The 23,910-nt window shown below is 62.3% G+C and carries 19 protein-coding genes; 8 read left to right on the top strand and 11 right to left on the bottom strand.

Going from position 1 to position 23,910, the window contains the following annotated elements; translation table 11 throughout:
- Positions 1-9 precede the first annotated feature (9 nt).
- Together G5V57_RS03805 and G5V57_RS03810 are read right to left on the bottom strand one after the other, a co-directional pair.
- A complete protein-coding gene (locus G5V57_RS03805) occupies positions 10-930 on the bottom strand; it encodes a pirin family protein (RefSeq protein WP_165166267.1) in 921 nt (306 codons plus the stop codon).
- Between the two features lie 44 nt (positions 931-974).
- A complete protein-coding gene (locus tag G5V57_RS03810) occupies positions 975-2,459 on the bottom strand; it encodes an amidase (RefSeq protein WP_165166268.1) in 1,485 nt (494 codons plus the stop codon).
- A 187-nt stretch (positions 2,460-2,646) separates the two neighbouring features.
- Here G5V57_RS03810 and G5V57_RS03815 point away from each other — a divergent pair, with 187 nt between their 5' ends.
- Complete coding sequence (locus G5V57_RS03815) at positions 2,647-3,339, top strand: glutathione binding-like protein (protein ID WP_165166269.1); 693 nt, start codon at positions 2,647-2,649, stop codon at positions 3,337-3,339.
- A 7-nt stretch (positions 3,340-3,346) separates the two neighbouring features.
- On the opposite strand, the gene G5V57_RS03820 is transcribed toward G5V57_RS03815, so the two are convergent.
- The gene (locus G5V57_RS03820; RefSeq protein WP_165166270.1) at positions 3,347-4,537 is read right to left on the bottom strand and encodes a ZIP family metal transporter; all 1,191 of its coding nucleotides are present in this window, start codon (positions 4,535-4,537) and stop codon (positions 3,347-3,349) included.
- Positions 4,534-5,661: a multicopper oxidase domain-containing protein gene (locus G5V57_RS03825; protein WP_165166271.1), complete on the bottom strand. Its 1,128-nt coding sequence runs from the start codon at positions 5,659-5,661 to the stop codon at positions 4,534-4,536. Before G5V57_RS03825 ends, G5V57_RS03820 begins: the two co-directional genes overlap by 4 nt.
- 127 nt (positions 5,662-5,788) lie before the next feature.
- On the opposite strand from G5V57_RS03825, the gene mntR reads away from it, so the two are divergent.
- The gene (gene mntR, locus G5V57_RS03830; protein WP_165166272.1) at positions 5,789-6,238 is read left to right on the top strand and encodes a manganese-binding transcriptional regulator MntR; all 450 of its coding nucleotides are present in this window, start codon (positions 5,789-5,791) and stop codon (positions 6,236-6,238) included.
- 32 nt (positions 6,239-6,270) lie between these two features.
- Here the strand turns inward: mntR and G5V57_RS03835 are convergent, their stop codons facing one another.
- The 5 genes from G5V57_RS03835 to G5V57_RS03855 form a co-directional block, all read right to left on the bottom strand.
- Positions 6,271-7,584: an NAD(P)/FAD-dependent oxidoreductase gene (locus tag G5V57_RS03835; RefSeq protein ID WP_246737514.1), complete on the bottom strand. Its 1,314-nt coding sequence runs from the start codon at positions 7,582-7,584 to the stop codon at positions 6,271-6,273.
- Between the two features lie 72 nt (positions 7,585-7,656).
- Positions 7,657-7,902 carry a MoaD/ThiS family protein gene (locus G5V57_RS03840; RefSeq protein WP_165166274.1) on the bottom strand — a complete coding sequence of 82 codons (246 nt, stop codon included), beginning with the start codon at positions 7,900-7,902 and terminating at the stop codon, positions 7,657-7,659.
- Positions 7,903-8,063: 161 nt separating this feature from the next.
- A complete protein-coding gene (locus G5V57_RS03845; protein ID WP_165166275.1) occupies positions 8,064-10,337 on the bottom strand; it encodes a xanthine dehydrogenase family protein molybdopterin-binding subunit in 2,274 nt (757 codons plus the stop codon).
- A 3-nt stretch (positions 10,338-10,340) separates the two neighbouring features.
- Positions 10,341-10,817, bottom strand: a complete 477-nt coding sequence (locus G5V57_RS03850; protein WP_165166276.1) for a (2Fe-2S)-binding protein — start codon at positions 10,815-10,817, stop codon at positions 10,341-10,343.
- 2 nt (positions 10,818-10,819) lie between these two features.
- On the bottom strand, positions 10,820-11,677 hold the full coding sequence (locus G5V57_RS03855) for a xanthine dehydrogenase family protein subunit M (RefSeq protein ID WP_165166277.1): 858 nt from the start codon (positions 11,675-11,677) through the stop codon (positions 10,820-10,822).
- 380 nt (positions 11,678-12,057) lie between these two features.
- On the opposite strand from G5V57_RS03855, the gene G5V57_RS03860 reads away from it, so the two are divergent.
- Together G5V57_RS03860 and G5V57_RS03865 are read left to right on the top strand one after the other, a co-directional pair.
- Positions 12,058-13,062: a 4-hydroxyproline epimerase gene (locus tag G5V57_RS03860; RefSeq protein ID WP_165166278.1), complete on the top strand. Its 1,005-nt coding sequence runs from the start codon at positions 12,058-12,060 to the stop codon at positions 13,060-13,062.
- Positions 13,063-13,188: 126 nt separating this feature from the next.
- Positions 13,189-14,067: a phosphotransferase family protein gene (locus G5V57_RS03865; RefSeq protein ID WP_165166279.1), complete on the top strand. Its 879-nt coding sequence runs from the start codon at positions 13,189-13,191 to the stop codon at positions 14,065-14,067.
- On the opposite strand, the gene G5V57_RS03870 is transcribed toward G5V57_RS03865, so the two are convergent.
- Together G5V57_RS03870 and G5V57_RS03875 are read right to left on the bottom strand one after the other, a co-directional pair.
- Complete coding sequence (locus G5V57_RS03870; protein WP_165166280.1) at positions 14,064-15,116, bottom strand: low specificity L-threonine aldolase; 1,053 nt, start codon at positions 15,114-15,116, stop codon at positions 14,064-14,066. The genes G5V57_RS03865 and G5V57_RS03870 overlap by 4 nt on opposite strands.
- Positions 15,117-15,180: 64 nt before the next feature.
- On the bottom strand, positions 15,181-15,507 hold the full coding sequence (locus G5V57_RS03875; RefSeq protein ID WP_165166281.1) for a hypothetical protein: 327 nt from the start codon (positions 15,505-15,507) through the stop codon (positions 15,181-15,183).
- 104 nt (positions 15,508-15,611) lie between these two features.
- Between G5V57_RS03875 and gltB the strand changes: the two genes are divergently transcribed.
- From gltB to G5V57_RS03895, 4 genes are all read left to right on the top strand, one after another.
- Positions 15,612-20,291, top strand: coding sequence for a glutamate synthase large subunit (gene gltB, locus G5V57_RS03880; protein WP_165166282.1), 4,680 nt, complete (start codon positions 15,612-15,614; stop codon positions 20,289-20,291).
- Between the two features lie 148 nt (positions 20,292-20,439).
- Positions 20,440-21,033 (top strand): glutathione S-transferase family protein, encoded by a 594-nt coding sequence (locus G5V57_RS03885; RefSeq protein WP_165173804.1) that lies wholly within the window; start codon positions 20,440-20,442, stop codon positions 21,031-21,033.
- A 9-nt stretch (positions 21,034-21,042) separates the two neighbouring features.
- Positions 21,043-22,461, top strand: a complete 1,419-nt coding sequence (locus G5V57_RS03890; protein WP_165166283.1) for a glutamate synthase subunit beta — start codon at positions 21,043-21,045, stop codon at positions 22,459-22,461.
- 186 nt (positions 22,462-22,647) lie between these two features.
- Entirely contained in the window at positions 22,648-23,907 is a 1,260-nt protein-coding gene (locus tag G5V57_RS03895; protein ID WP_165166284.1) for an ROK family transcriptional regulator, read from the top strand.
- Positions 23,908-23,910 lie beyond the last annotated feature (3 nt).

Genomic DNA, 23,910 nt, shown 5'->3' on the forward strand with positions numbered 1-23,910 from the left:
CGCCAGTTGTCACTTCGCGGGGAGCGGGATGAACTCCGTCTCGTCCGGCACCGGACCGAAACGACCGGTCTTCCAGTCCTCCTTCGCCGCCTCGATGCGCTCCTTGCGCGAGGAAACGAAATTCCACCAGATGTGGCGGGGCCCTTCCATTGCAGTGCCGCCCAGAAACATCATGCGGGTCTTCTTCGCCGTCTTGATGGTGATGCGGTCACCGGGACGGAAGATCAGCATCTGGGGTGCGGCGAATGTTTCGCCGGCGATATCGACCTCGCCCTCGACCAGATAGACGGCGCGCTCTTCATAGGTGGCATCGAGCGGCACGGCGACGCCGGCCTCCGCCGTCACTTCGACATAGAACCAGTCGGACACCATGGTAACAGGCGAAGTAGCGCCGAACGCCGATCCGGCGATCACGCGCGCGCGCAGATTCCTGTCTTCGATGATCGGCAGTGTCGCCGCGTCGAAATGTTGGAAAGAGGGCGCCATTTCTTCCTTATCAGCCGGCAGCGCGATCCAGCTCTGCAAGCCCAACATCGCCTGACCGTTCTTGCGCTGCATGTCGGGCGTGCGCTCGGAATGGGCGATGCCGCGCCCCGCCGTCATGAGATTCATCGCGCCCGGCATGATCTCCTGGATATTGCCCTCGCTGTCGCGATGCAGGATCGAGCCGTCGAAGAGATAGCTGACGGTGGCTAGCCCGATATGGGGGTGCGGCCGCACATCCATGCCATGCCCGGCGATGAACTGCACCGGCCCGAAATGATCGAAGAAGATGAAAGGCCCGACCATCTGGCGGCGACCATGCGGAAGGGCGCGGCGCACATTGAAGCCATCGCCGAGATCGCGCACGCGGGGCACGATGACGAGATCGAGCGCATTGCAGGATTTGACGTCGCCTAGAATCGGATCGTTTGTCGGTAGCCAGCTCATGCCCCACTCCTCTTCACTCACAAAATAACAAAACTACGCGCAGACTAAGCCAATTCGCGGCTTCGGCAAATATCGTAGGTCTGCTGCCAGGGCCTGAGCCGCTCGAAAGCGGCACTCACCGCCAGCACATCCGTATCGGCATAGCGCTTGCCGATGATCTGCATGCCGACCGGCATGCCCTTGGCGAGGCCTGCCGGAATGGATGCCGCCGGATGGCCGGTGAAGTTGATCGGAAAGGTGAGGCACCAGCCGATGAGCCGGTTGACCTTTTCGCCGGCGACCGTCTCGGGCCCCAGCGTATTGCCGTCCTTCGCATTGGTGACCGGCAGACACCCGAGTGTCGGCGAGATGAGAATGTCGTGATCGGCGAAGACATTCTGCACCGCATCATAGATCTCGGTGCGCACGACCTGCGCCTGGTTGAGCGCGACCGCCGTCATGTCCTTGTAGCGGTCGAACCAATAGAGATATTCGGGCGGCAGGTCGGCGCGGTGCTTGCCGAGGAGATCGACGCCCGCCGCCTGCAGGCCGTATATGCCGCTGACATTGAGCGGCATGATAATCTGGCACCAGAGATCGGCGAGCTCCATATGCGAGCGTTTGATACCGAGCTTGACGTCGGTCACGACAGCGCCCGCCTCGCGCAGGGCATCGACCGCCTTGCGCACCGTCTCGGCGACCTCGGGCTCGACCGGGAACACGTCGAGATCGGGGCTGTAGGCGATGCGCATGCCCTTGATCGGGCGATCGAGAGCGCCAAGGAAATCCACGGTCTCGTCGAGCGCATAAGGATCGCGGCGGTCATAACCGGCAAGCGCGGTGAGCGCCAGAGCGGCGTCGCGCACATTGCGGGTGATCGGTCCCTCGAAGAGGAAGGGTGTTTCGGCCGAGAACGCATTGGGCCGCGTCCACATCGGCACACGGCCGAAGGCCGCCTTGTAGCCATAGACGCCGCACCAGGAAGCGGGGATGCGTATCGAGCCGCCGCCATCGGTACCCTCCGCCAGCGGCAGCAGACCATCGGCCACCGCCGCGGCGCTGCCGCCCGACGAGCCGCCCGGATTCTTCGTCGTGTCGAACGGATTGCCGGTCGGCCCGAACAGGTAATTGTCGGTGACACCGCGAAAGCCCATGACCGGGCTGTTAGTCTTGCCGACAATGATGGCGCCGCCGCGCTGCTCGATGCGCTCGGCAAAGGGACAAGCGATATCCGGCCTGAAGTCCTTGAGTGCGCGAATGCCGCCAAGGGTTGCCGGCCAACCCGGCTTGAAGTCGAAGAGATCCTTGATCGCCACTGGCACGCCGTGGAGCGGCCCGAGCGTCCTGCCCGCCATGACAGCCTGCTCGGCCGCCTTCGCCGCCTCGCGCGCCTCATCCGGCGCCAGATGGACCACCGCATTGAGGCTCGGATTGCGCTCCTCGATCCGCTTGAGGAAGTGATCTACGACTTCGACTGGAGACAGCTTCTTGCTCTTGATGGCTTCGGCGATGCTGCCGGCCGAAGCATAGGAAAGATCGTCGCCTGTCATAGTTCCTCCCGTTTGGCATTAGGAGCGCAATCTTAACCGCGGATGGCGGTTTGGCACCCTGCCTCGGCGCATATCAGGCATGCCGGCCGGCTTCGCCCTTTGGTTCACCGCGATTCGCCGTTTTTGGCGCTGTTCACGAAGTCCCGTTACACCGCATTCTCGTGTTCTCACACGAACGGACCTGCCAATGATCGATCTATACTACTGCGGCACGCCGAATGGCCTCAAGATGACGGTATTCCTCGAGGAGGCCCAGCTTCCGCACCGCATCATCAAGGTCGATATCGGCAAGGGCGAGCAATTCAGACCGGACTTCCTGGCCATCTCACCGAATGGCAAGATCCCCGCAATGATCGATCATGCTCCGGCCGATGGCGGCGAGCCGATCGCCCTGTTCGAGTCGGGCGCCATGTTGCTCTATCTCGCCGACAAGATCGGCCGCTTCCTGCCTGGGGATCTCAGAGGCCGCAATGAAGTGATGAAATGGCTGTTCTGGCAGGTCGGCGGACTTGGGCCGATGGCCGGGCAGATCGGCCATTTCAATGTCTATGCGCCGGAGAAGGTGCCTTATGCGATCGAGCGCTATGCACGCGAGACATCTCGTCTCTACAAGGTCCTCAATACGCGCCTCGCCGATCGCGAATTCATTGCCGGCGATTATTCGATCGCCGACATGGCCTGTTATCCCTGGATCGTTCCGCATAAGGGCCACCGCCAGGCGCTCGACGATCATCCGAATCTCAAGCGCTGGTTCGACGCCATCGCCAGACGCCCGGCGGTGATCAGGGCCTATGCCGGCACGCGCGACTCCTATTCCTCGCCGAAGCCAGTTTCCGATGCGGAGAGACGTATTCTCTTCGGCACCTCCGCGGGATCGTGACTCCTTCTCATATCTTCACAAGCATGGCGGTCACATACATGATCGCCAAGCCGGTCGCGGTTCCGGTCAGCACCGGCTTCGTCATCAGCCCGCTGGACAGGTCTTTCGAGCCGCGGGCCAGCAGCGCGCTGATCTCGACGACGACCTGCGCGATGGCGCCCGCGCCGATGGCCAGCGCCAGCGCCGACCAATGTGGCGCATAGGCGAGACTCCCGGCCCACATGCCGATGACGGCGGGCCCTCCGGCGATCAGCGCCAGCAGCGCGAAATGCTTCAATGACGGTTTGATCTTGAGAAGCGGGGCCGCGATACCGATGCCTTCGGTGATGTTGTGGAGCGTGAAACCCATGACCAGGAATGTGCCGAGACCGGCGGCGCCGGCGGCAAAGGCGGCGCCAATGGCAAGCCCTTCCCCGAGATTGTGGAGACCGATGCCGATGGCGATGTAGGTGGCAAGTGCCAGGCCGCTTGGCGCGCCCTGCCGGCGCGACAGGCTGAGCAGGAAGGCGAAGCTCGCACCGGCGGCCAGGATCACCATCATCGGTCCCTGGAAGATGCTCGCCGAGCGTCCGGCGAATTCAAGCGCATCCTCCAGCGTGTCGATCAGAAGGAAAACCAGCAGACCGACGGTCATTGCCAGCAGGAACTTCATGAGCGCCGGGCCGGCGCCGCGCAAGGCCGGGAAGAAAGCCAGCCCGATCACGACCGGCACGATACCGACAAAGGCGCCCAACAGCCCCTGTGACACGAAATTAAGCGAGCTGGCCTGTGGTGTTTCGACCGCCACCGGAATGTCGTGCCCGAAGGTAGCGCCGGTATTGGTGACGAAGGTCACGCTATGGGCTTCACCAAGCACCCAGGGAAAGGGAACGGAGATCCAGGCGACGCTGCCGCGTTCCAGGGGTCCGGGCGGATCCTGGGTGAAGCGCCAATAGGCGGAATCGACCTGTACCTGCGCGATGGTCATCGGTTCCGAACCACCGCCCCTCACCAGGAGCCGGATGCCATTCTGGTCGAGTATCGTGCGCTCGACGGTGAGATTCTCGACCGGCGGCGCGCCATTGCCGAAATTGCCGAGCAGATCACTGGAGACGAGCCACCACAGCGCGCCGATCAGCAAAGCAAGGGGCACGAGAAGCCAGGAAAGCCTGGCATAGGACGGCGCGACGGAGGATTGCGGGGTTTCGTCGACGCTCATGACAGGGCCTCCACCACGTCGAACATGCCCATCCAGCCAAGCTCGGTGAATTCCGACTGATGAGCGTGGAACATATAGAGCCCCGGCTCATGATCGCTCTGCTCGGCAAAGGTGAATTCCAGGATGCCGCGCTGCGCCTGACATTGCATGATGATGTCGACCGTCTTGAGCGTCGGCGTGAGCGTCGTGCCCTGGTCGTAATAGTCGAAGAAGTTGCCGTGCAGGTGGAAGGAGTTGATCGGATCGAACTCCGTCACATTCACCAGATAGATGCGGACCGGCCGGCTGCGCACCACCTTGATCGGCTTCTTGGCATAGCAATGGGCAATCGTGTTGCAGGCGTAGAACTCATTCTCGCCGTCGAAATTCGTGTCGAAGGCGTTCATGACCATGGCCATCTCCTGCCATCTTGCGTTCTCCGGCGTGCCGAGAAGACGCGACTTGGCGGCTTCGGCCATCTCGGGATGACGCGCCGGATCGGGATCGATCACGAACAGGCCATACATGCCTTTGTGGATATGCCGCGCCAAGGGCAGCGCGTGGCAGTGATAAAGATGACAGCCATAGGGTCTCGCATCGAATTCGTAAGTGAACTCCTCGCCAGGCGCGACGAGACCGGCGCCCGGAATGCCGTCCATGCGGGCAGCGTGAAATCCATGGAAATGCATCGAATGAGGATGCGACCCGAAATTCTTGAAGACGATGCGCACCCTTTCTCCCTCGGTGACGCGCAAAGCGGGACCGGGAACACGTCCATTGAATGTCCAGGCCGGGAATTTGACGCCAGGAGCGATCTCGATCTCCTTGTCTTCCGCGGTCACCTGGAAGGTGCGCAGCTTGCGCCCGTCGGGCAGGTACGACACCTCGCCCGTATCCCACTCGGTCAGCATCGCTGTGGGGTCGAAGCCGTTGTTCGCGCTGTCGACATCGCCAACGGTGATCATCTCGCCATGGGCGTTCACGTGCGCGCTGGTATCCGCGGCGGCGGAATTGTGCCCTTGATGCCCTGACACCTGATCGCCTTGCCCGAGCGCACCTTTGGCACCGACCAGGGCACTGCTCGCCGCTAATAGTCCCGCCCCCATCAAACCGCGTCTCTTGAGATCGACCGGCCAGCCCGACATGACACTCTCCCAATTAGCCCACTCAAAGAATATCAGCATATGCGTAATATTATAGCAAGAGCTATATTTTGTGAAAAGTATCGGAATGTTATATAGCCGTAGCTATATCGTTTTGGAGTGAAGTGAGTTGAAAGAGGCCTCAAACAGTCCGGCGGATGAAACCTCCGGCGCCGATGCGCGCGCCGAAGGTTTCCGTCAGACCCGCCACAATCGGCGAAGCGAACTTGCTGAGGACTATGTCGAGCTGATCGCCGAGCTGATCGCGAGCCGCGGCGAGGCCCGGCAAGTCGAGATCGCGCAGCGCCTCGGGGTAGCGCAACCGACAGTCGCCAAGATGCTCAAGCGCCTCGCTGCGGAAGGTCTGATCCTCCAGCAGCCCTATCGCGGCATTTTCCTGACCGAGGAGGGCAAAAGTCTTGCCGAGATGAGCCGTGAGCGGCATCAGGTGGTGGAGAGTTTCCTGCTGGCTTTGGGTATCAGCGCGGAGACGGCGCAGGTCGATTCCGAAGGTATCGAACATCATGTAAGCCAGGAAACCCTCGACGCCTTCAGGGAGTTCCTGCGCAAGAATTCATAGACACATCGGCTTCCCTGATCTCCGCCGTGGTGTCAGGACTTTGATCGTTCCGGACCCGAAGTCGAGGCCGATTGTCGGTTTTCATCCCCGGTGATGAGACGCGCGCCTCGCTCGAACGAGAAGTAGGCCACGACCCAGTCGAGGAAGACGATGGCACGGTTACGGAAGCCGATGAGGAACCAGATATGGGCAAAGCACCAGATCACCCAGGCGACGAATCCGGACAGTCCGAAGCCGCCGAAATCCGCGACCGCCGATTTGCGCCCGATGGTCGCGAGATTCCCATAATTCCGGTACGCGAACGGATCGGCCGCGCGGTGATCGAGCTTGGCCATGATGGCCAGAGCGGCATAGCGGCCCATCTGTTTGGCGGCGGGCGCGATACCGGGGACAACGACGCCTTTGGCATCGGTCACCGCGGCCGTATCGCCGATCACGAAGATATTGTCGGCGCCCGGCGGATGCAGCTTCGCGTCGACAAGGACCCGGCCGGCGCGATCGCATTCGGCCTTGAGCCACCTGGCCGCCGGTGACGCCACGACGCCCGCCGCCCAGACAATCGTAGCGGAGGCGATCCGGCTGCCGTCCTTTAGGGAAACTCCGTTCTGATCGCACCCCGTGACCGCGGCGCCGGTCATGGTGGTGACGCCGAGCCGGGCAAGCTGCTTTGTCGCCGAGCGCGACAGTCGCTCCGGGAATGAGGCCAGGATCCTGCTACCCGCTTCGATCAGAATGATCCTGCTCTGAGTGGAGTCGATGCGGCGAAAATCGCGTCTCACCGTGCGGTGCGCCAACTCGGCGATGGAGCCCGCCATTTCGACCCCGGTCGGACCACCGCCGACGACGACGAAGGTCAAGAGATGACGGCGTTCAGTCTCGTCTTCCGTGGCCTCTGCCTGTTCGAAGGCCAGGAGAATCCGGCGGCGGATCTCTGTCGCATCATCGATCTTCTTCAGGCCAGGGGCGAATTCCTCCCATTGATCATTGCCGAAATAGGCATGCCGGGCGCCTGTGGCGACGATCAGATAATCGAACGGAACGCGGCGCGTGGCAGTCACCACCTCGTTCCTCGACCTATCGATATCGACCACCTTGTCCATGAGCACCGCGACATTCTTCTGCCGCGAGACGATGCGCCTGATCGGCGATGCGATCTGGGCGGGCGACAGGCCGGCTGTCGCCACCTGATAGAGCAGCGGTTGGAACAGATGATAATTGTGCCGGTCGAGCAAAGTCACGTCGACGGGCGCGTGACGGAGTGTTTTGGCGGCCGTCAGCCCGCCAAACCCGGCGCCGAGGATGACGACCTGGGGTCGCCTTGACGATGCGTCTGGGCTGTCGCTCAAGCCACACCTGCTTGTTTTGTCCAATCAAGCGAGAATGGGCGATTTGTGGCGGGGGCGCAACCCGCCGAGGACTTATCCTCCGGCGATGCGCGGCAGAAGGTAAACTTCCGCATTCTCCGGAATTCGTTCGTCCCACGAATCCCGGAAGATGCGTCCGTTGATGGATACCGCGATACCGCGTCCGATATGCGGCTCGAGACCGGGATATTCGGTCTCGAGCCTGCTGAACAGTTCGCGGATATTGCCGGCCTCAACCTCGACGGCCTCCGTGCCTCCGGCGGCCGCCCTGAGCGACCCCCAGAGCACGACCTTGACCATACTAGTGTCTCGAATCCGAAGTTCGCATCAACCAGCAGCGTCTTCCGAGCGAACTTCGGATTCGAAAGGACACTAGTAGATTTATAATTCTAGTGTGCTTTTGAACGCGAAGTTCCTGTCGGTACAAGCGGCCAGATTTCAGGAACTTCGCGTTCAGCACACTAGGCTGCCTTCGCTTTCGCCTGCTCGTCCAGCGCCTTCAGGATGCGCGGCGGCGACATCGGAATATGCGTCATACGCACCCCGGCCGCGTTGGAGACGGCATTGGCGATCGCAGCGAGCGGCGGAACGATCGATGTCTCGCCGACGCCACGCACACCATACGGATGGTTCGGATTCGGGATCTCCAGAATGACCGTGTCGATCATCGGCAGGTCCGAACAGACCGGGATGCGATAATCGAGATAACCGGCATTCTGCAGCCGCCCGTCCTTGCCGTAGATATACTCCTCGTTGAGCGCCCAGCCGATGCCCTGCGCGGCACCGCCCTGATACTGGCCCTCGACATAGGCCGGATGGATCGCCTTGCCGGCGTCCTGGATCACCGTGTAGCGGATGATCTTGGTGGCGCCGGTATCGGGATCGAGCTCGACGTCGCAGATATGGGTGGCGAAGCTGACACCCGCACCGTCGGCGACGAACTCATTATGCCCCGCGATCGGTCCGCCGGTATTGGCGGCGGCTGCCGCGATCTCCTTGAGCGAGAGCGGCGGGAAGTTGCCGGCATTTGCGCCGGCGGGCTTCGCATGACCGTCTTCCCAGGTGACCGCGTCTTCCGGGATGTCCCACATCTTGGCGGCGCGCTGGATGAGCACCTTCTTGGCATTGCGCGCGGCGATGACCGTGTTCATGCCCGAGGAGAACGTCACGCGGCTGCCGTCGCTCATGTCGTTGTGACCGAGCGAGCTCGTATCGGCGACGATGCAGCGCACATTCTCGTAAGGCACGCCCAGCTCTTCCGCCGCGATCAGCGCCATGGAGGCACGCGAGCCGCCGACGTCGATCGTGCCGACCGATACCGTCACCGAGCCGTCGGGCGTGACGTTGAGCGAAGTGCAGGTCTGGCCGCCGAAATTGAACCAGAAGCCGCAGGCCATGCCGCGTCCCTGGTTCTTCTTGAGCGGCGCCTTCATATGCGGATGGTTCTTCGCCGCTTCGAGGGTCGGGCCGATGCCGATCGGGCCATAGGTCGGGCCATAGGAGGACTTGGTGCCTTCCTTGGCTGCGTTCTTGATGCGGAACTCGACGGCATCCATGCCGATCTTATGCGCGAGCTCATCGATCACGCTTTCGACCGCGAAAGCGGCCATCGGCGCGGAGGGCGCGCGATAGGCGGCGACCTTCGGCCGGTTGACCACGACTTCATAGCCGACCGTCTTCACATTCTTGAGGTCGTAGCAGGCATAGGAGGTCATGGCGCCGAGCTCGGCCCACATGCCGAGGAACGGGCCGCCCTGATAACGCAAGGTGGCCTGGGCGGCAGTGATCCGGCCGTCCTTCGTGGCGCCGATCTTGACGTCGATCGATGTCGAGCTCGTCGGACCAGAGGCCTTGAAAACCTCATCGCGGGTCATCACCAACTTCACCGGCCGGTTGGCCTTGCGCGACAAAGCGAGTGCCAGCGGCTCGGCCCATACATGGGTCTTGCCGCCGAAGCCGCCGCCGATCTCGGACGCCGTCACGCGCAGTTTCGCGGCATCGATGCCGAGAAGCGTGGCACAGGTATTGCGATAGACGAAGTGGCCCTGGGTGCAGACCCACATCTCGCCCTGGCCGTCCGGCCCGACATTGGCGAGACAGGCATGCGGCTCGATATAGCCCTGATGTGTCTGCTCGGTCTTGAAGGTCCGCTCGATGATGACATCGGCTTGCTTGAAGCCCTGCTCGACATCGCCATGGCCATATTCCGTACGCTTGGCCACGTTGGATGCCTTTGTCGGCTTGGGCTCGACGCCTTCGGTGAACATCTTGGCATGCAGAACCGGCGCCGTCGGCTTCACCGCTTCATCGACGTCGGTCACATGCGGAAGGACCTTGTATTCGACGTTGATGAGCTTCAGCGCCTTTTTCGCCGTATTCGCATCGACGGCGGCGACGGCGGCCACCGCATGGCCGTCATAGAGCGCCTTCTCGCGCGCCATGCAGTTAACCAGGATGTCATACATGCCGCTGTCACCATTGGTGAGGTCGGGCAGGTCGGCGCTGGTGATGACCGCCTTCACGCCGGCGAGCTTTTCAGCCTTCGACGTATCGATCTTGACGATCTTGGCATGGGCGTGCGGCGAGCGCAGCACGAGACCCACAAGCTGGCCCGGCGCGAATGCATCGGCCCCGTAGCGGGCGCGGCCCGTCACCTTGTCGATGCCATCGGGACGCAGCGGGCGGGTGCCGACGACCTTGAATTTCTGACCGGTATAGTTGGTGTCGTAAGCCATGGATCAGGCTCCTCTCATCTCACGGGCAGCGTCCTGTACGGCGCGCACGATCTTGTCATAGCCGGTGCAGCGGCAGAGATTGCCGGCGAGGCCGAAGCGGATTTCTTCTTCGGTCGGGTTGGCGTTCTTCTTGAGCAAAGCGCGCGCCGCGATCAGGAATCCCGGCGTGCAGATGCCGCATTGGAGAGCGGCATGCTCGATGAATTTACGCTGCAGCGGATGCAGCTTGTCGCCATCCGCCATGCCTTCGATGGTCTCGATCTTGCGGCCGTTCGCTTCGGCGCCGAGCACCAGGCAAGAACAGACGAGTTCACCGTCGAGCGTGATGCTGCAGGCGCCGCAGTCGCCGGTGCCGCAGCCTTCCTTGGCGCCGGTCAGGCCGAGACGGTTGCGCAGGACATCGAGCAGCGGCTCGTTCGCCTCGCAGACGAACTCGGCGGGATCGCCGTTGATCGTTGTGGATACGTGAACGCCAGCCATAATTATTTGCCTCCTGCGCGCTGATACGCGATTTTTGCAGCCCGCTTTGCCAGCACGCCTGCGACTTTGGTTCTGAATTCGATGGTTCCGCGCTTATCGTCGATCGGCGAGCAGGCGGCCGAACATGCCGCGGCGAGCCTGTCGAGCGCTTCATCGTCGAGCTTGCTGCCGATGATGGCCTTGGCGGCAGGCGCTACCAGCAGCACGGTCGGCGCGACGGCGCCCAGCGCCACGCGCGCCTCTTTGATCACACCCTTCGCGTCGAGCACGAGATTGACGCCGGCCGACACCACCGCGATGTCCATTTCGGAGCGCGGGATGAAGCGCAGATAGGCATCGCCCGAGCGCGCCGGGCGCTTGGGCAACAGCAGCGATTCGACGATTTCGCCCTTGGCGAGGCTTGTGCGGCCCGGACCGGTCGGAATTTTCTCGACCGGGACGGTGCGCTTCTTTTTCGGCCCAACAATGACGGCCTGCGCGCCTGCGGCGATGAGAGCCGGAACGCTGTCGGCGGCGGGCGATGCATTGCAGAGGTTGCCCACCATGGTGCAGCGACCCTGCACCTGCTTCGAGCCGATGAGATTCGCCGCCTCGACGACGCCTGGCCAGGCTTTCTTGACCGCGCTTTCACCGAGCTCGACGCCCGAGACCGCAGCACCAACCTGGAAACCGGAGGCGGTCTTCTTGATCTGCCGCATCTGCGGGATATGCTTGATGTCGACGATGAGGTCAGGCTCGATGAAGCCCCCCTTCATGCGGACGAGAAGATCGGTTCCTCCCGCCAGAATTGCAGACTTTCCTTTTTCCTTTGAGAGAAGTGTAACCGCGGCCTTGGTCGAGCTGGGTGCTTCGTATCGCATAAATCCTATCCACCTGGGTTGCTTGCGTGCGGATCACGCTTATCGTTCAGGGGCTTCGAGAAAGCACCGCCCCGTTCCGAGGCGCGATTGTCAACCACCAGCCCCTTGGCCGTCAATACGGCCGGGTGAAGTTTGCCCGCGGTGAGACTTTTAGTCCGACGCGCCGGCAAAAAAATGCACTACGACAGGTCGTAATCACGTCGCGCGAGCTCCCTTCATCCGACACTGTCGGACAAACGTGCGAAAATGGCGAGCACAGGGTGCGAAGCACGTGTGTTCCCGCGCTATCCCGTGGTTGAATATTGTCCGCGATTCGGGCTCTTGTTTTTATATTTTATACAATGTACAGAACCATCAGCGATGGAGCTCAAGGCTAAGCTATGGCCAGATCTACATTTTTCTGCATCGACGCGCATACCTGCGGCAATCCGGTGCGGGTCATCACCGGCGGCAGCGTGCCGAGGCTCGACGGCGTCACGATGTTCGAGCGCCGCCAGCATTTTCTTGAGCATTATGACTGGATTCGCACCGGGCTGATGTTCGAACCGCGCGGCCATGACATGATGTCGGGTGCGATTCTCTATCCGCCCACACGCGAAGATTGCGATGTCGGCATCCTCTTCATCGAGACCTCGGGCTGCCTGCCCATGTGCGGTCATGGAACAATCGGCACCGTCACGGTCATCATTGAACAAGGGCTAGTCGTACCAAAGACGCCGGGACTCCTGCGTCTCGACACACCTGCGGGTCTCGTCGAGGCGCATTTTGAGAAGACCGGGAACCATGTCGAGCGCGTGCGCATCGTCAATGTCCCCTCCTTTCTCCTGGGCCGCGCCTATCCGATCGCCGTCGAGGGCCTGGGCGAACTTCACGTCGATATCGCCTATGGGGGCAATTTCTACGCGATCGTCGAGGCCCAGCAGAACTACTTCGACCTGGCCGAGACAAAGCCCGCCGATCTCCTGCGCTGGTCGCCGCAGCTCAGGGATGCATTCAACAAACGCCATAAGATCGCGCATCCGGCAAACCCCGCCATCGACCGCCTCACTCATGTGCTGTGGACCGGCAAGCCGCAGACGAGAGGCGGCTCGGCCCGAAACGCCGTCTTCTATGGCGACAAGGCGATCGACCGCTCCCCCTGCGGCACCGGCACCTCGGCGCGCATGGCGCAGCTCGCAGCGACGGGCCGGCTCGGCGACAAGGATGTCTTCGTGCATGAATCGATCATCGGCTCGATCTTCAAGGGCCGCATCAAAGGCCACACCAAGGTTGGTGATCTCGACGCGATCATCCCCTCGATCGAAGGCTGGGCCCGCATCACCGGCCTAAACACCATCTTCCTCGATGACAACGATCCCTATGTGAAGGGCTTCCAGGTGGTTTGAACTTGCTCCTCAGGGTTCGCTTGGCCATATAGGACTCAATGAGGATGATCACCCGACACATTGTCTGAGCCAACTGCCGCGCTTGTTTCAGCGCGCCAACCCACTTTCTCAACTGGGACAGCAGAGATGACTCAGGACATTACCCCTTACCGCGATGCCGTCATTCGCGTGTTTCCGGATCTGGCGACCGCCAGCTTCCGCCCGCTCACCATGGGCTTTCATTCCCTGGCGCTCGACGTCGACGATCGCCTGATCTTCAAGTTCCCGCGCGGCGAAGAGGCCGAGGAGGCCTTGCGCCGCGAAGCCCGCATCCTTGCCGCCATCCGCCCGCATGTCACGCTGCCGGTGCCGGATCTCGATTTGATCGAGGAGCCGATGCTCTTCTCACGCCATACGAAGATAAAGGGCGAGCATCTCGTCAGGGAACAATATGAGAAGCTGCCAACGACAACGCGCGACTGTCTCGCCGATGACCTGGCGCAGTTCTATGCCGAATTACACGCGCTCGATCCGGCGATCCTGCGTGCCGCCGGCGCGACGGCGATACTGCCCTGGCGCCCCCTCGCTGATATCCGTTCCAAGGCGCTGCCGCTCGTGCCGGCCGAATATCGAGCACTTTGTGAAAGAACGCTCGATGCCTATGAGGCTCTGACGCCTGATCCCTTGGGCGCGACCTACGGCTTCTTCGACGGACATGGCTGGAACATGGCCTTCGATCACGGGAACCAGCGCATCAATGGAGTCTACGATTTCGCCGATTCAGGTTTCGGACCGCTGCATCAGGATTTCATCTATTCCTCGCTCATAGCGCCGCAGCTGACGCTAATGATCGCCGAGCGATATGGACGTATGACAGGAAATTCGATGGAGCCTGAGCGCATCGGCATATTGATCGGCATGCACAGGCTGTCGGACCTCGCCGAGCTCGCCGACGATCCACATTATGTGGAGATGCTGCGTGATCATCTGGCTGTTTGGGCCAGGGATCGCCACATTTTCGGCTAGCCCTGTTTCAGCAGTCCGATGAAGCGATCGGCATCCTCGCGTGGCGTTGCGAAGGACAGCACGAAGCGGCAGAAGACTTCGTCCTCCGCGATGCCGCCGGGGCCTAGAATGTCCACTCCCCATTGATGGAAGTGCGCACCCGCCGCCTGCAGCTTGTCATGCAGGGCGCGCGGCATCACCGCGAAGATCTCATTGGCCTCGACCGGCAGCGGGATGCGGACGCTGTTCGATTGCCGCAAGCCTTTCGCCAGGTACTGGGCAAGGCCATTGGCGATGCGCGCATTATCGAGCCACAGGTCGTTTTCGAGATAGGCCAGCATCTGGGCGCCGAGGAAACGGCTCTTTGAAATGAGCTGCCCGCCGCGCATACGCCGATAGAGGAAATCCTCCGCCAGCCCCGTATCGAAGAAGACGACGGCCTCGAGCAACATGCCGCCATTCTTGGTGCCGCCGAAAGACATGACATCGATGCCGGCCTTCCAGGTGATCTCGGCCGGTTTCACACCGAGCGCCGCGACCGCATTGGCGAAGCGCGCCCCGTCGATGTGGAACTTCATTTTGCGCGATTTGACGACCTCCGAGAGCGCTTTGATCTCGGCCGATTGATAGACGCGGCCAAGCTCGGTCGAATTGGTGATCGACAGTGCGGCAGGCTTCGGATCATGTTCGCCGCGCAGGAAGCCTTTCAACGCCTTCTCGACAACCGCCGGCGTGATCTTGCCTTCGGCGCCTTCGAGTCCGATGACCTTGGCACCACCGGTGAACATCTCCGGGCTGTTGCATTCATCGATCGCCGTATGCGCCTCGTTGTGGGTGAACACGGCGCCGTAAGGCGGCGCCAGCGCCGAGAGAGCCAGTCCGTTCGCCGCCGTGCCGGTCGTTACCAGGTAGGCGCGCACTTCTTTCTCGAATACCTCCGAGAGCTTCGCTTCTGCCCGCTTCGAATAATCGTCATAACCGTAGGATGGAGACGTGCCCTGATTGGCCGCTTCGATCGCGGCGAGGATCTTCGGGTGAATGCCGTAGACATTGTCGGAGGCGAAATTCATGGAGGAGGCCTTTCGGTGAGGAAGTGATGCCTACTCAAGCGCAAGCCGCCTGCCAACCCTTCACTCAGCTGACCTCGCGCAATTTTGTTTCGATCTTTATTCGACGGCCAATCTTTACTTGCGCCCCTGGGTTTAGTCTGACATAAAAGAAAAAGGACAGCATGACTGTCCTTTTTGCAGCGCAACAAAGTTCAGGAACGCCCGGATGATCCGGACCAATGCCAATACGGCTCTGAACACGACGACCGGTAACACGGCCGACTGCCTGCGCACGCCCCGAGCTAAAACGACGAAAACGAAAAAGGATTGAAGCTCCGGGACGACCCTTGAAGGGTGCCGGAGGTTCGATCCAGATCAGGCCACGCGGGAAAGCCCGCGGCAGGCCCGGCATCACGAAACTCCAGCACCGACCGTACGATCTGCCCCACTGAACGGGTTTCTCACCCCGCGCAGTGGTTTATAAAAGTGTTCAGGAAACGTGAAAGGCTCGAGGCCATGAACCACGCGACCCCGCTTCTTCCCGAAGGCCTGCCCGAGGCGCAGGGTCTTTACGATCCGCGCCGCGAGCATGATGCCTGCGGCATTGGCCTCATCGCCAGCATCCAGAACATCAAGAGCCACAAGATCATCGCCGATGGCCTGAGCATCCTGCGCAATCTCGAGCATCGCGGTGCCGTCGGCGCCGATCCCAAGGCGGGCGACGGCGCCGGAATCCTGCTCCAGATCCCGCATGATTTCTTCCAGGCCGAGGCCAAGCGCCTTGGCTTCGCCCTGCCCGAGCCGCAGCAATACGCCGTGGGCCAGCTCTTCATGCCGCGCGAGCCCGTCTATCGCCAGGACATCGAGCGCATCTGGTGGGAGACGGCGCGCGAGGAAGGCCTGAAGGTATTGGGCTGGCGCGACGTGCCGGTCGACGAGAGCGTGCTCGGCCATAGCGTCAAGCCGACCGAACCTTTCCACCGCCAGCTCTTCATCAGCCGCGGCCCCACCATCCGCGACGAGGCGCATTTCGAGAGGAAGCTCTTCGTCTGCCGCAAGGTGGTGTCGAACCGCGTCCTCGAAGTGCTGGGCGCCAAGGGCCGCACCTATTATCCGGTCTCGGTCTCGAGCCGCACCATCGTCTATAAGGGACTCGTCCTCGGCAAGGATCTGGGCCTCTATTACAAAGACCTGGCGGATGAGCGCGTGACCTCCTCGCTCGCCATGGTGCATCAGCGCTTCTCGACCAACACCTTCCCGTCCTGGCCGCTGGCGCATCCCTATCGTTTCATCTGCCACAATGGCGAGATCAACACGCTGCGCGGCAACTACAATTGGATGGCGGCGCGCCAGGCCAATATGAAGTCGGACATCCTGGGCCGCGATCTCGAGAAGCTCTGGCCCATCTCCTATGAAGGTCAGTCCGATTCCGCCTGTTTCGACAACGCGCTCGAGCTTCTCTTCATGGGTGGCTATTCGCTCCCCCATGCGATGATGATGCTTATCCCTGAGGCGTGGGCCGGCAATCCGCTGATGGATGACGATCGCCGCGCCTTCTATGAATATCACGCGGCACTCATGGAGCCCTGGGACGGGCCCGCCGCCATGGTCTTCACCGACGGCCGCCTCATCGGCGCCACGCTCGACCGCAACGGTTTGCGCCCCTCGCGCTACATGGTGTCGGATGACGGGTTCGTGCTGCTCGCCTCCGAAATGGGCTGCCTGCAATTCGCCGAGGAGAAGATCATCCAGAAATGGCGCCTCCAGCCCGGCAAGATGCTGCTCATCGACCTCGAGCAGAAGCGCATCATCTCCGACGACGAGTTGAAGAAATCGCTTGCGACCCAGCATCCCTACAAGGAATGGCTGAAGCGCACCCAGGTCGTGCTGCGCGAGATGCCGGCCGCCAGGACCAAGCGGCCGAAGATCGCCGTTCCCCTGCTCGACCGCCAGCAGGCCTTCGGCTACAGCCAGGAAGACTTGAAGCTCCTGATGGCGCCGATGGCGCAGACAGGCCAGGAAGCCGTCGGCTCGATGGGCAATGACACGCCCATCTCGGCGCTATCCGACAAGCCGAAGCTCCTCGACACCTATTTCAAGCAGAACTTCGCGCAGGTGACCAACCCGCCGATCGACCCGATCCGCGAAGAGCTGGTCATGTCGCTGGTCTCCTTCATCGGCCCCAGGCCCAACCTGCTCGACCTCAAGGGCACCTCGAGCCACATGCGTCTCGAAGTGCCGCAGCCCATCCTCACCAATGAGGAGCTGGAGCGCATCCGCACCATCGGCGTGGTCAAGGACAACTCGTTCCGCACCGTGACCATCGACGTCACCTATGACGTCGCCAATGGCCCCGAATATATGGAAGCCGCCCTCGAGGCCATCTCGGCGGGAGCCGAGCGCGCGGTGCGCGACGGCTACAACATCATCATCCTGTCGGATCGCGCGGTGTCCGCCGAGCGTGTGCCGATCCCGGCGCTGCTCGCCACCTCCGCCACCCATCACCATCTGATCCGTCAGGGCTTGCGCACCTCGGTCGGCCTCGTGGTGGAATCGGGCGAGCCGCGCGAAGTGCATCAATATTGCACGCTCGCGGGCTATGGCGCGGAAGCGATTAACCCCTATCTGGCCTTCGAGACACTCGAGGACATGATCGCCTCGCTCGACGAGAAGATTACGCCCGAGGAGGCCGCCAAGCGCTATATCAAGGCCGTCGACAAGGGCATCCTCAAGGTCATGTCCAAGATGGGCATCTCGACCTATCAGTCCTATTGCGGCGCCCAGATCTTCGACGCCATCGGTCTCTCGAGCGAATTCATCAAGCGCTATTTCACCGGCACGGCGAGTCAGATCGAAGGCGTCGGCCTCGGCGAGATCGCCGCGGAAGCCTTCGCCCGCCACGCCGCGGCCTTCGGCGAGAATCCTGTGCTGTCGAGCACGCTCGAAGTGGGCGGCGAATATCTCTATCGCATCCGTGGCGAGCAGCATGTCTGGACACCGGAATCGGTCGCCAAATTGCAGCACGCCGTGCGCGGAGAGTCGCACGAAACATATCGCGATTTCGCCAGGCTGGTGAACAACCAGAGCGAACATTTCATGACGCCGCGCGGGCTGTTCCGCATCAGGAAGGCGGAAGAGATCGGTCGCAAGCCGATCCCCGTCGACGACGTCGAGCCCGCCAAGGACATCGTCAAGCGCTTCGCGACGGGCGCCATGTCCTATGGTTCCTTGAGCCGCGAGGCCCATACGACGCTCGCCATCGCCATGAACCGCATCGGCGGACGCTCCAACACCGGCGAAGGCGGCGAGGAGCCGGATCGCTTCAAGCCGCTGCCCAATGGCGATTCGATGCGCTCGGCGATCAAGCAGGTCGCCTCCGGCCGCTTCGGCGTCACCACCGAATATCTGGTCAACGCCGATCAGATCCAGATCAAGATGGCGCAAGGCGCCAAGCCTGGCGAAGGCGGCCAGCTGCCCGGCCACAAGGTCGACGCGACGATCGCCCGCGTGCGCTATTCGACGCCGGGAGTCGGCCTCATCTCGCCACCGCCTCATCACGATATTTATTCGATCGAAGACCTGGCCCAGCTCATCTTCGATCTGCGCAACACCAATCCTTCCGCCTCGGTGTCGGTAAAGCTCGTCTCCGAAGTGGGTGTGGGCACGGTTGCGGCGGGCGTCGCCAAGGCGCGCGCCGATCATGTCACCATATCGGGCTTCGAGGGCGGTACCGGCGCTTCACCCTTGACCTCGATCAAGCATGCCGGCAGCCCGTGGGAGATCGGCCTCGCCGAGACACAGCAGACCCTCGTCACCAACCGCCTGCGCGGACGCATCATCGTCCAGGCCGATGGCGGCATCCGCACCGGCCGCGATGTCATGGTCGCGGCCCTGCTCGGGGCCGATGAAATGGGTTTCTCGACGGCACCACTCATTGCCGCCGGCTGCATCATGATGCGCAAGTGCCATCTGAACACCTGCCCGGTCGGCGTCGCCACCCAGGATCCGGTGCTGCGCAAGCGCTTCAAGGGCACGCCTGAGCAGGTCATCAACTATTTCTTCTTCGTCGCCGAGGAAGTGCGCGAGCTGATGGCCGAGATGGGCATCCGCCGCTTCGACGATCTCGTCGGCATGAGCGAATATCTCGACAAGCTTGCGGCCATCGACCACTGGAAGGCCAAGGGCCTCGATTTCAGCCGCATCTTCGAGAAGCCTCAGGCCATCGGCAAGGTATCGATCCGCCGCGACGAGCCTCCGAAGCACGATCTCTCCGAAACGCTCGACACCTATCTGATCGAGCAGGCCGAGCCTGCGCTCACTTCCGGCACGCCCGTCGAAATCGAGGCCAAGGTCACCAATGTCCATCGCACCATCGGCGCGATGCTCTCGGGCGAGGTCGCCAAGCGCTATGGTCACACAGGTCTCCCCGAGGACACGATCCGCGTCGGCCTCACCGGCATTGCCGGACAGAGCTTCGGCGCTTTTCTTGCGCATGGCGTGACGCTGGAACTCACCGGCGAGGCCAACGATTATGTCGGCAAAGGCATCTCTGGCGGCAAGCTCATCGTCAAGCCGCATGATAGGATCGGCTTCGTCCCGGAAAAGTCCATCATCGCCGGCAATACGGTGCTGTACGGCGCGATCGGCGGCGAATGCTATTTCCGCGGGGTCGCCGGCGAGCGCTTCGCGGTGCGCAATTCCGGCGCCATTGCCGTCGTCGAGGGCGTCGGCGATCATGGCTGTGAATACATGACCGGCGGCGTCGTGCTGGTGATCGGCGAGACGGGGCGCAACTTTGCCGCCGGCATGTCGGGTGGCGTCGCCTATGTGCTCGATGAGCGCGGCGATTTCGCCCAGCGCTGCAATCTCGCGATGGTCGACCTCGCCCCTGTGCCGGCGGAAGAGGAATCGATCGAACGGCTCCACCATCATGGCGGCGATCTCGAGCATCACGGGCTCGTCGACGTGACGGCGCATATGGATCGTCACGACGCCGAGCGCATCTGGCATCTGCTCGGCCGTCACCTGAAATATACGGGCTCGGGCCGGGCACGCGAAATCATCGATCACTGGGGCGACTACCTGCCGAAATTCGTGAAAGTAATGCCGGTCGAATATGCCCGCGCTCTGCACGAGCTCGAAAAGGCACAGGAGACGAGCGACGGCATGACCATTGGCATGCAGCGGAGGGCATGATGAGTGCAGGCCGATCCCAAAACCATCACCCTGAGGTGCGAGCGCAGCGAGCCTCGAAGGGTATGCTTCCGCACTTTCGCTCTATCCTGATGGACGCTTCGAGGCCCGCCTTCGGCGGCCACCTCAGCATGAGGGGTATTGACGGATGATGCGCGTCTATGGCGACAAGGGGTCCGGCAACTGTCAGAAGGTCAGCATCACCGCTGACTTTCTGCAGATCCCCTATCAATGGATCGATATCGACATCACCAAGGGGGAAAGCCGCACGGAGGCCTATCTCCGCAAGAGCCCGATGGGCCAGGTGCCGATGATCGAGCTCGATGACGGCCGCTGCCTGGCGCAGTCCAATGCGATCATCCGTTATCTGGCGCAGGATACGAGCCTGCTTCCCGCCGATCTCTTCACCCAGGCGAAGATCGACGAATTGCTGTTCTGGGAGCAATACAGCCACGAGCCCTATGTGGCGACCAGCCGCTACCACATGGTCTATCTCGGCCGCACCAAGGATCAGCGCGAAGCCTGGCGCGTCGAGCGCGGCGAGAAGGCGCTCGACCTGATGCAGCAGTTGATCAAGGGAAAGATGTGGTTCGTGGGCGACAGCCTGTCGGTCGCCGACATCGCCCTTCTCGCATATACGCGGCTTGCCCATGAGGGTGGCTTCGATCTCAGCTCACGGCCCGATGTGGGGGCCTGGATCATGCGCGCCGAGATGGCGCTCGGCCTGCCGCCGGCGGGAAACTAGGAGAAGACGATGGGGAAGATTACCGGCTTTCTGGAAATCGATCGGCAGGAGCAGAAATACGCGCCGGCCTCAGACCGCGTGCGCCATTTCCGTGAGTTCACCATTCCGCTCGATGACCGCGACACGCAAAAGCAGGCGGCGCGCTGCATGGATTGCGGCATTCCCTATTGTCACACCGGCTGCCCGGTGAACAACCAGATCCCGGACTGGAACGATCTCGTCTATCAGGGCAAATGGCGGGAGGCGGCGATCGATCTCCATTCGACCAATAATTTCCCCGAATTCACCGGCCGCATTTGTCCCGCACCCTGCGAGGAAGCCTGCACGCTCAATCTCGAAGACGTGCCAGTGACGATCAAGACCATCGAGCAGGCGGTCGCCGACAAGGCCTGGTCGGAAGGCTGGATCAAGCCTGAGCCGCCGGAGGAGCGGACCGGCAAGCGCGTGGCGATCGTCGGCTCGGGCTCGGCCGGCCTCGCCGCCGCCCAGCAGCTCGCCCGCGTCGGCCACGAGGTGCATGTCTTTGAGCGTTTCGCCAAGGCCGGCGGCCTGCTGCGCTATGGCATTCCCGACTTCAAGATGGAGAAGCATCCGATCGACCGTCGGGTCGAGCAGATGGAGGCCGAGGGCGTCACCTTCCATTACAACGTCGATATCGGCGTAACGCGTCCCTTCCATTCGCTCACAGATGCCTATGACGCGGTGCTGCTGGCCGGCGGCGCCGAGCGTCCGCGCGATCCGGGCCTGCCCGGCATGGAGCTTCAAGGCGCGCATTACGCCATGCCCTTCCTCATCCAGAGCAACCGGCGTGTCGGCGGCGAGGATGTGTCGGGCGAGCCCCCGCTTGTCGCCACCGGCAAGAACGTCGTCGTCATCGGCGGCGGCGACACGGCGTCCGACTGCATCGGTACGTCCTTCCGGCAAGGCGCTCTGTCGGTGACGCAGCTCGATATCCGCCCGGTCCCGCCGGAGCAGGAAGACAAGATGCTGGTATGGCCCTATTGGCCGACCAAGTTCCGCACCTCCTCATCACAGGCCGAGGGCGCGGCGCGCGAATTTTCTTGCGCCACGCTCGCCATTGTCGGCGAAAAGAGCAAGGTCACGGGTGTCAAATGTGCCCGCGTGAATCAGAAGCGCGAGCCTTTGCCCGGCACGGAATTCATCATCAAGGCCGACCTGGTCTTGATCGCCATTGGCTTTGCCGGACCTGAAGAGAAAGGGCTCTTGCAAGAGACGCATTTCGAGCGGGACAAGCGCAGCAATGTCAAAGCCACGACCGACGACTACAAGACCTCCGTCGACAAGGTCTTTGCCGCCGGTGACATCCGCAAGGGGCAGTCGCTGGTCGTCTGGGCCATTCGCGAGGGCCGCCAGGCGGCGCGCGCCATCGATGAGTATCTGATGGGATCTTCGGAACTGCCGAGATAGAGCGTCGGAGGGCGCGCAGCGCCTTCCGGGAGCCCTGTCAGGCTCCCATCAACTCCACCCCGCCTCCGTCCCTCCGGCGCCGACGGCGGAGCGGATTTGATAAATTGCCCGGCTTGACAGCTGCTTTTCTCCATGCCTAATTAGTTCGTCACCAGATTGAACTAACTGTCCCGCCTCCAAAGTGTGATGGAAACTCTCCCGCCAAACGCCTCCGCCACGGCGCTGCCCCGGCTCTTCAGCCTGCGAACGGTGGTCGAAATGATCGTCACCGCAGGCCCGATCACGCGTGCCGAGATTTCCCGGCGGACGGGACTGTCCAAGCAGGCCGTATCGGAAGTGGCGCTCCAGCTCGAGAACGCCGGATGGATCGGCAAGGTCGGCCGCACACACGGCAATATCGGCCGAACCGGCATCACCTATCAGATCGTATCTTCCGCCGCCTATGTCGTCGGGATCGATCTGGGCGGCTCCAAATGCCGGCTCGCCCTTGCCGATCTGAGCTCGCATGTCGTCGCCGAGGCGACGACCGCCACGCATCCGGGCGGTGGGCTCCAGGCCTTGCGTCACATCGCGGACGAAGTCGACCGCCTCATCGCGGAGGCCGGTATTGACCGGGCGAGGATCCAGCGCGCCGTTATCGGCTGCCCCGGAATCATCGATCCGCGCAGTGGCCGCCTCAATCATTCGCCATCCATACCCGACCTGACCGGAACCGATATCGCCGGATCTCTCAGCACCTTGCTCGGCGTGCCGACGTCAGCCGAAAACGACGTCAATCTCGCCGTCCTGGGCGAACATTGGCAGGGACGCGGACGCGGCGCCGACAACCTGGCCTTCGCCGCCCTCGGCACCGGCATCGGCCTCGGCCTGATGATCAATGGCAGGCTTGTCCGCGGCAAGCGCGGCGCGGCCGGAGAAATCTGCTTCCTGCCAATCGAGAACGATCCCTTCGAAGAGAACATCCTCGGCGAGGGCGCCTTCGAGCGCGCCATCGGCAGCCGAGGCATTCTGGCCCGCTATCGCCGCCTGGCCACAGAGCGCCGCGACGACCCGGCTGTTCAATCCGTTCACGACATCTTCGAGGCCATGCGCCGGGGCGACCCGTTCGCCGAGAGCACCATCGACGAAACCGCGAAGCTGCTCGCCTTCGGACTCCTTTCGCTCACCGCGATCATCGACCCGGACATGATCGTTCTCGGCGGCAATATCGGCATTCAGCCCGAACTGGTCGAGCGCGCCGGCGCCTATGTCAAAGCCGGCTCGGAGCAGCCGCCGCTGATCAAGGCGAGCGCGCTCGGCAATCGCGCCACCCTGGTCGGCGCCTTGGCGACCGGCCTCGCGCAGCTCCAGGAGTCGCTCTTCGCCATACCGACGACAGGTCCGTTTCCGCTGCCGGATCCGGAGCACGGGATGGCGAGCATCGGCAAGCCTGCCGCGGAGTTGTGAAGA

It is taken from the genome of Nordella sp. HKS 07 (assembly GCF_011046735.1).
Taxonomy (GTDB): domain Bacteria; phylum Pseudomonadota; class Alphaproteobacteria; order Rhizobiales; family Aestuariivirgaceae; genus Taklimakanibacter.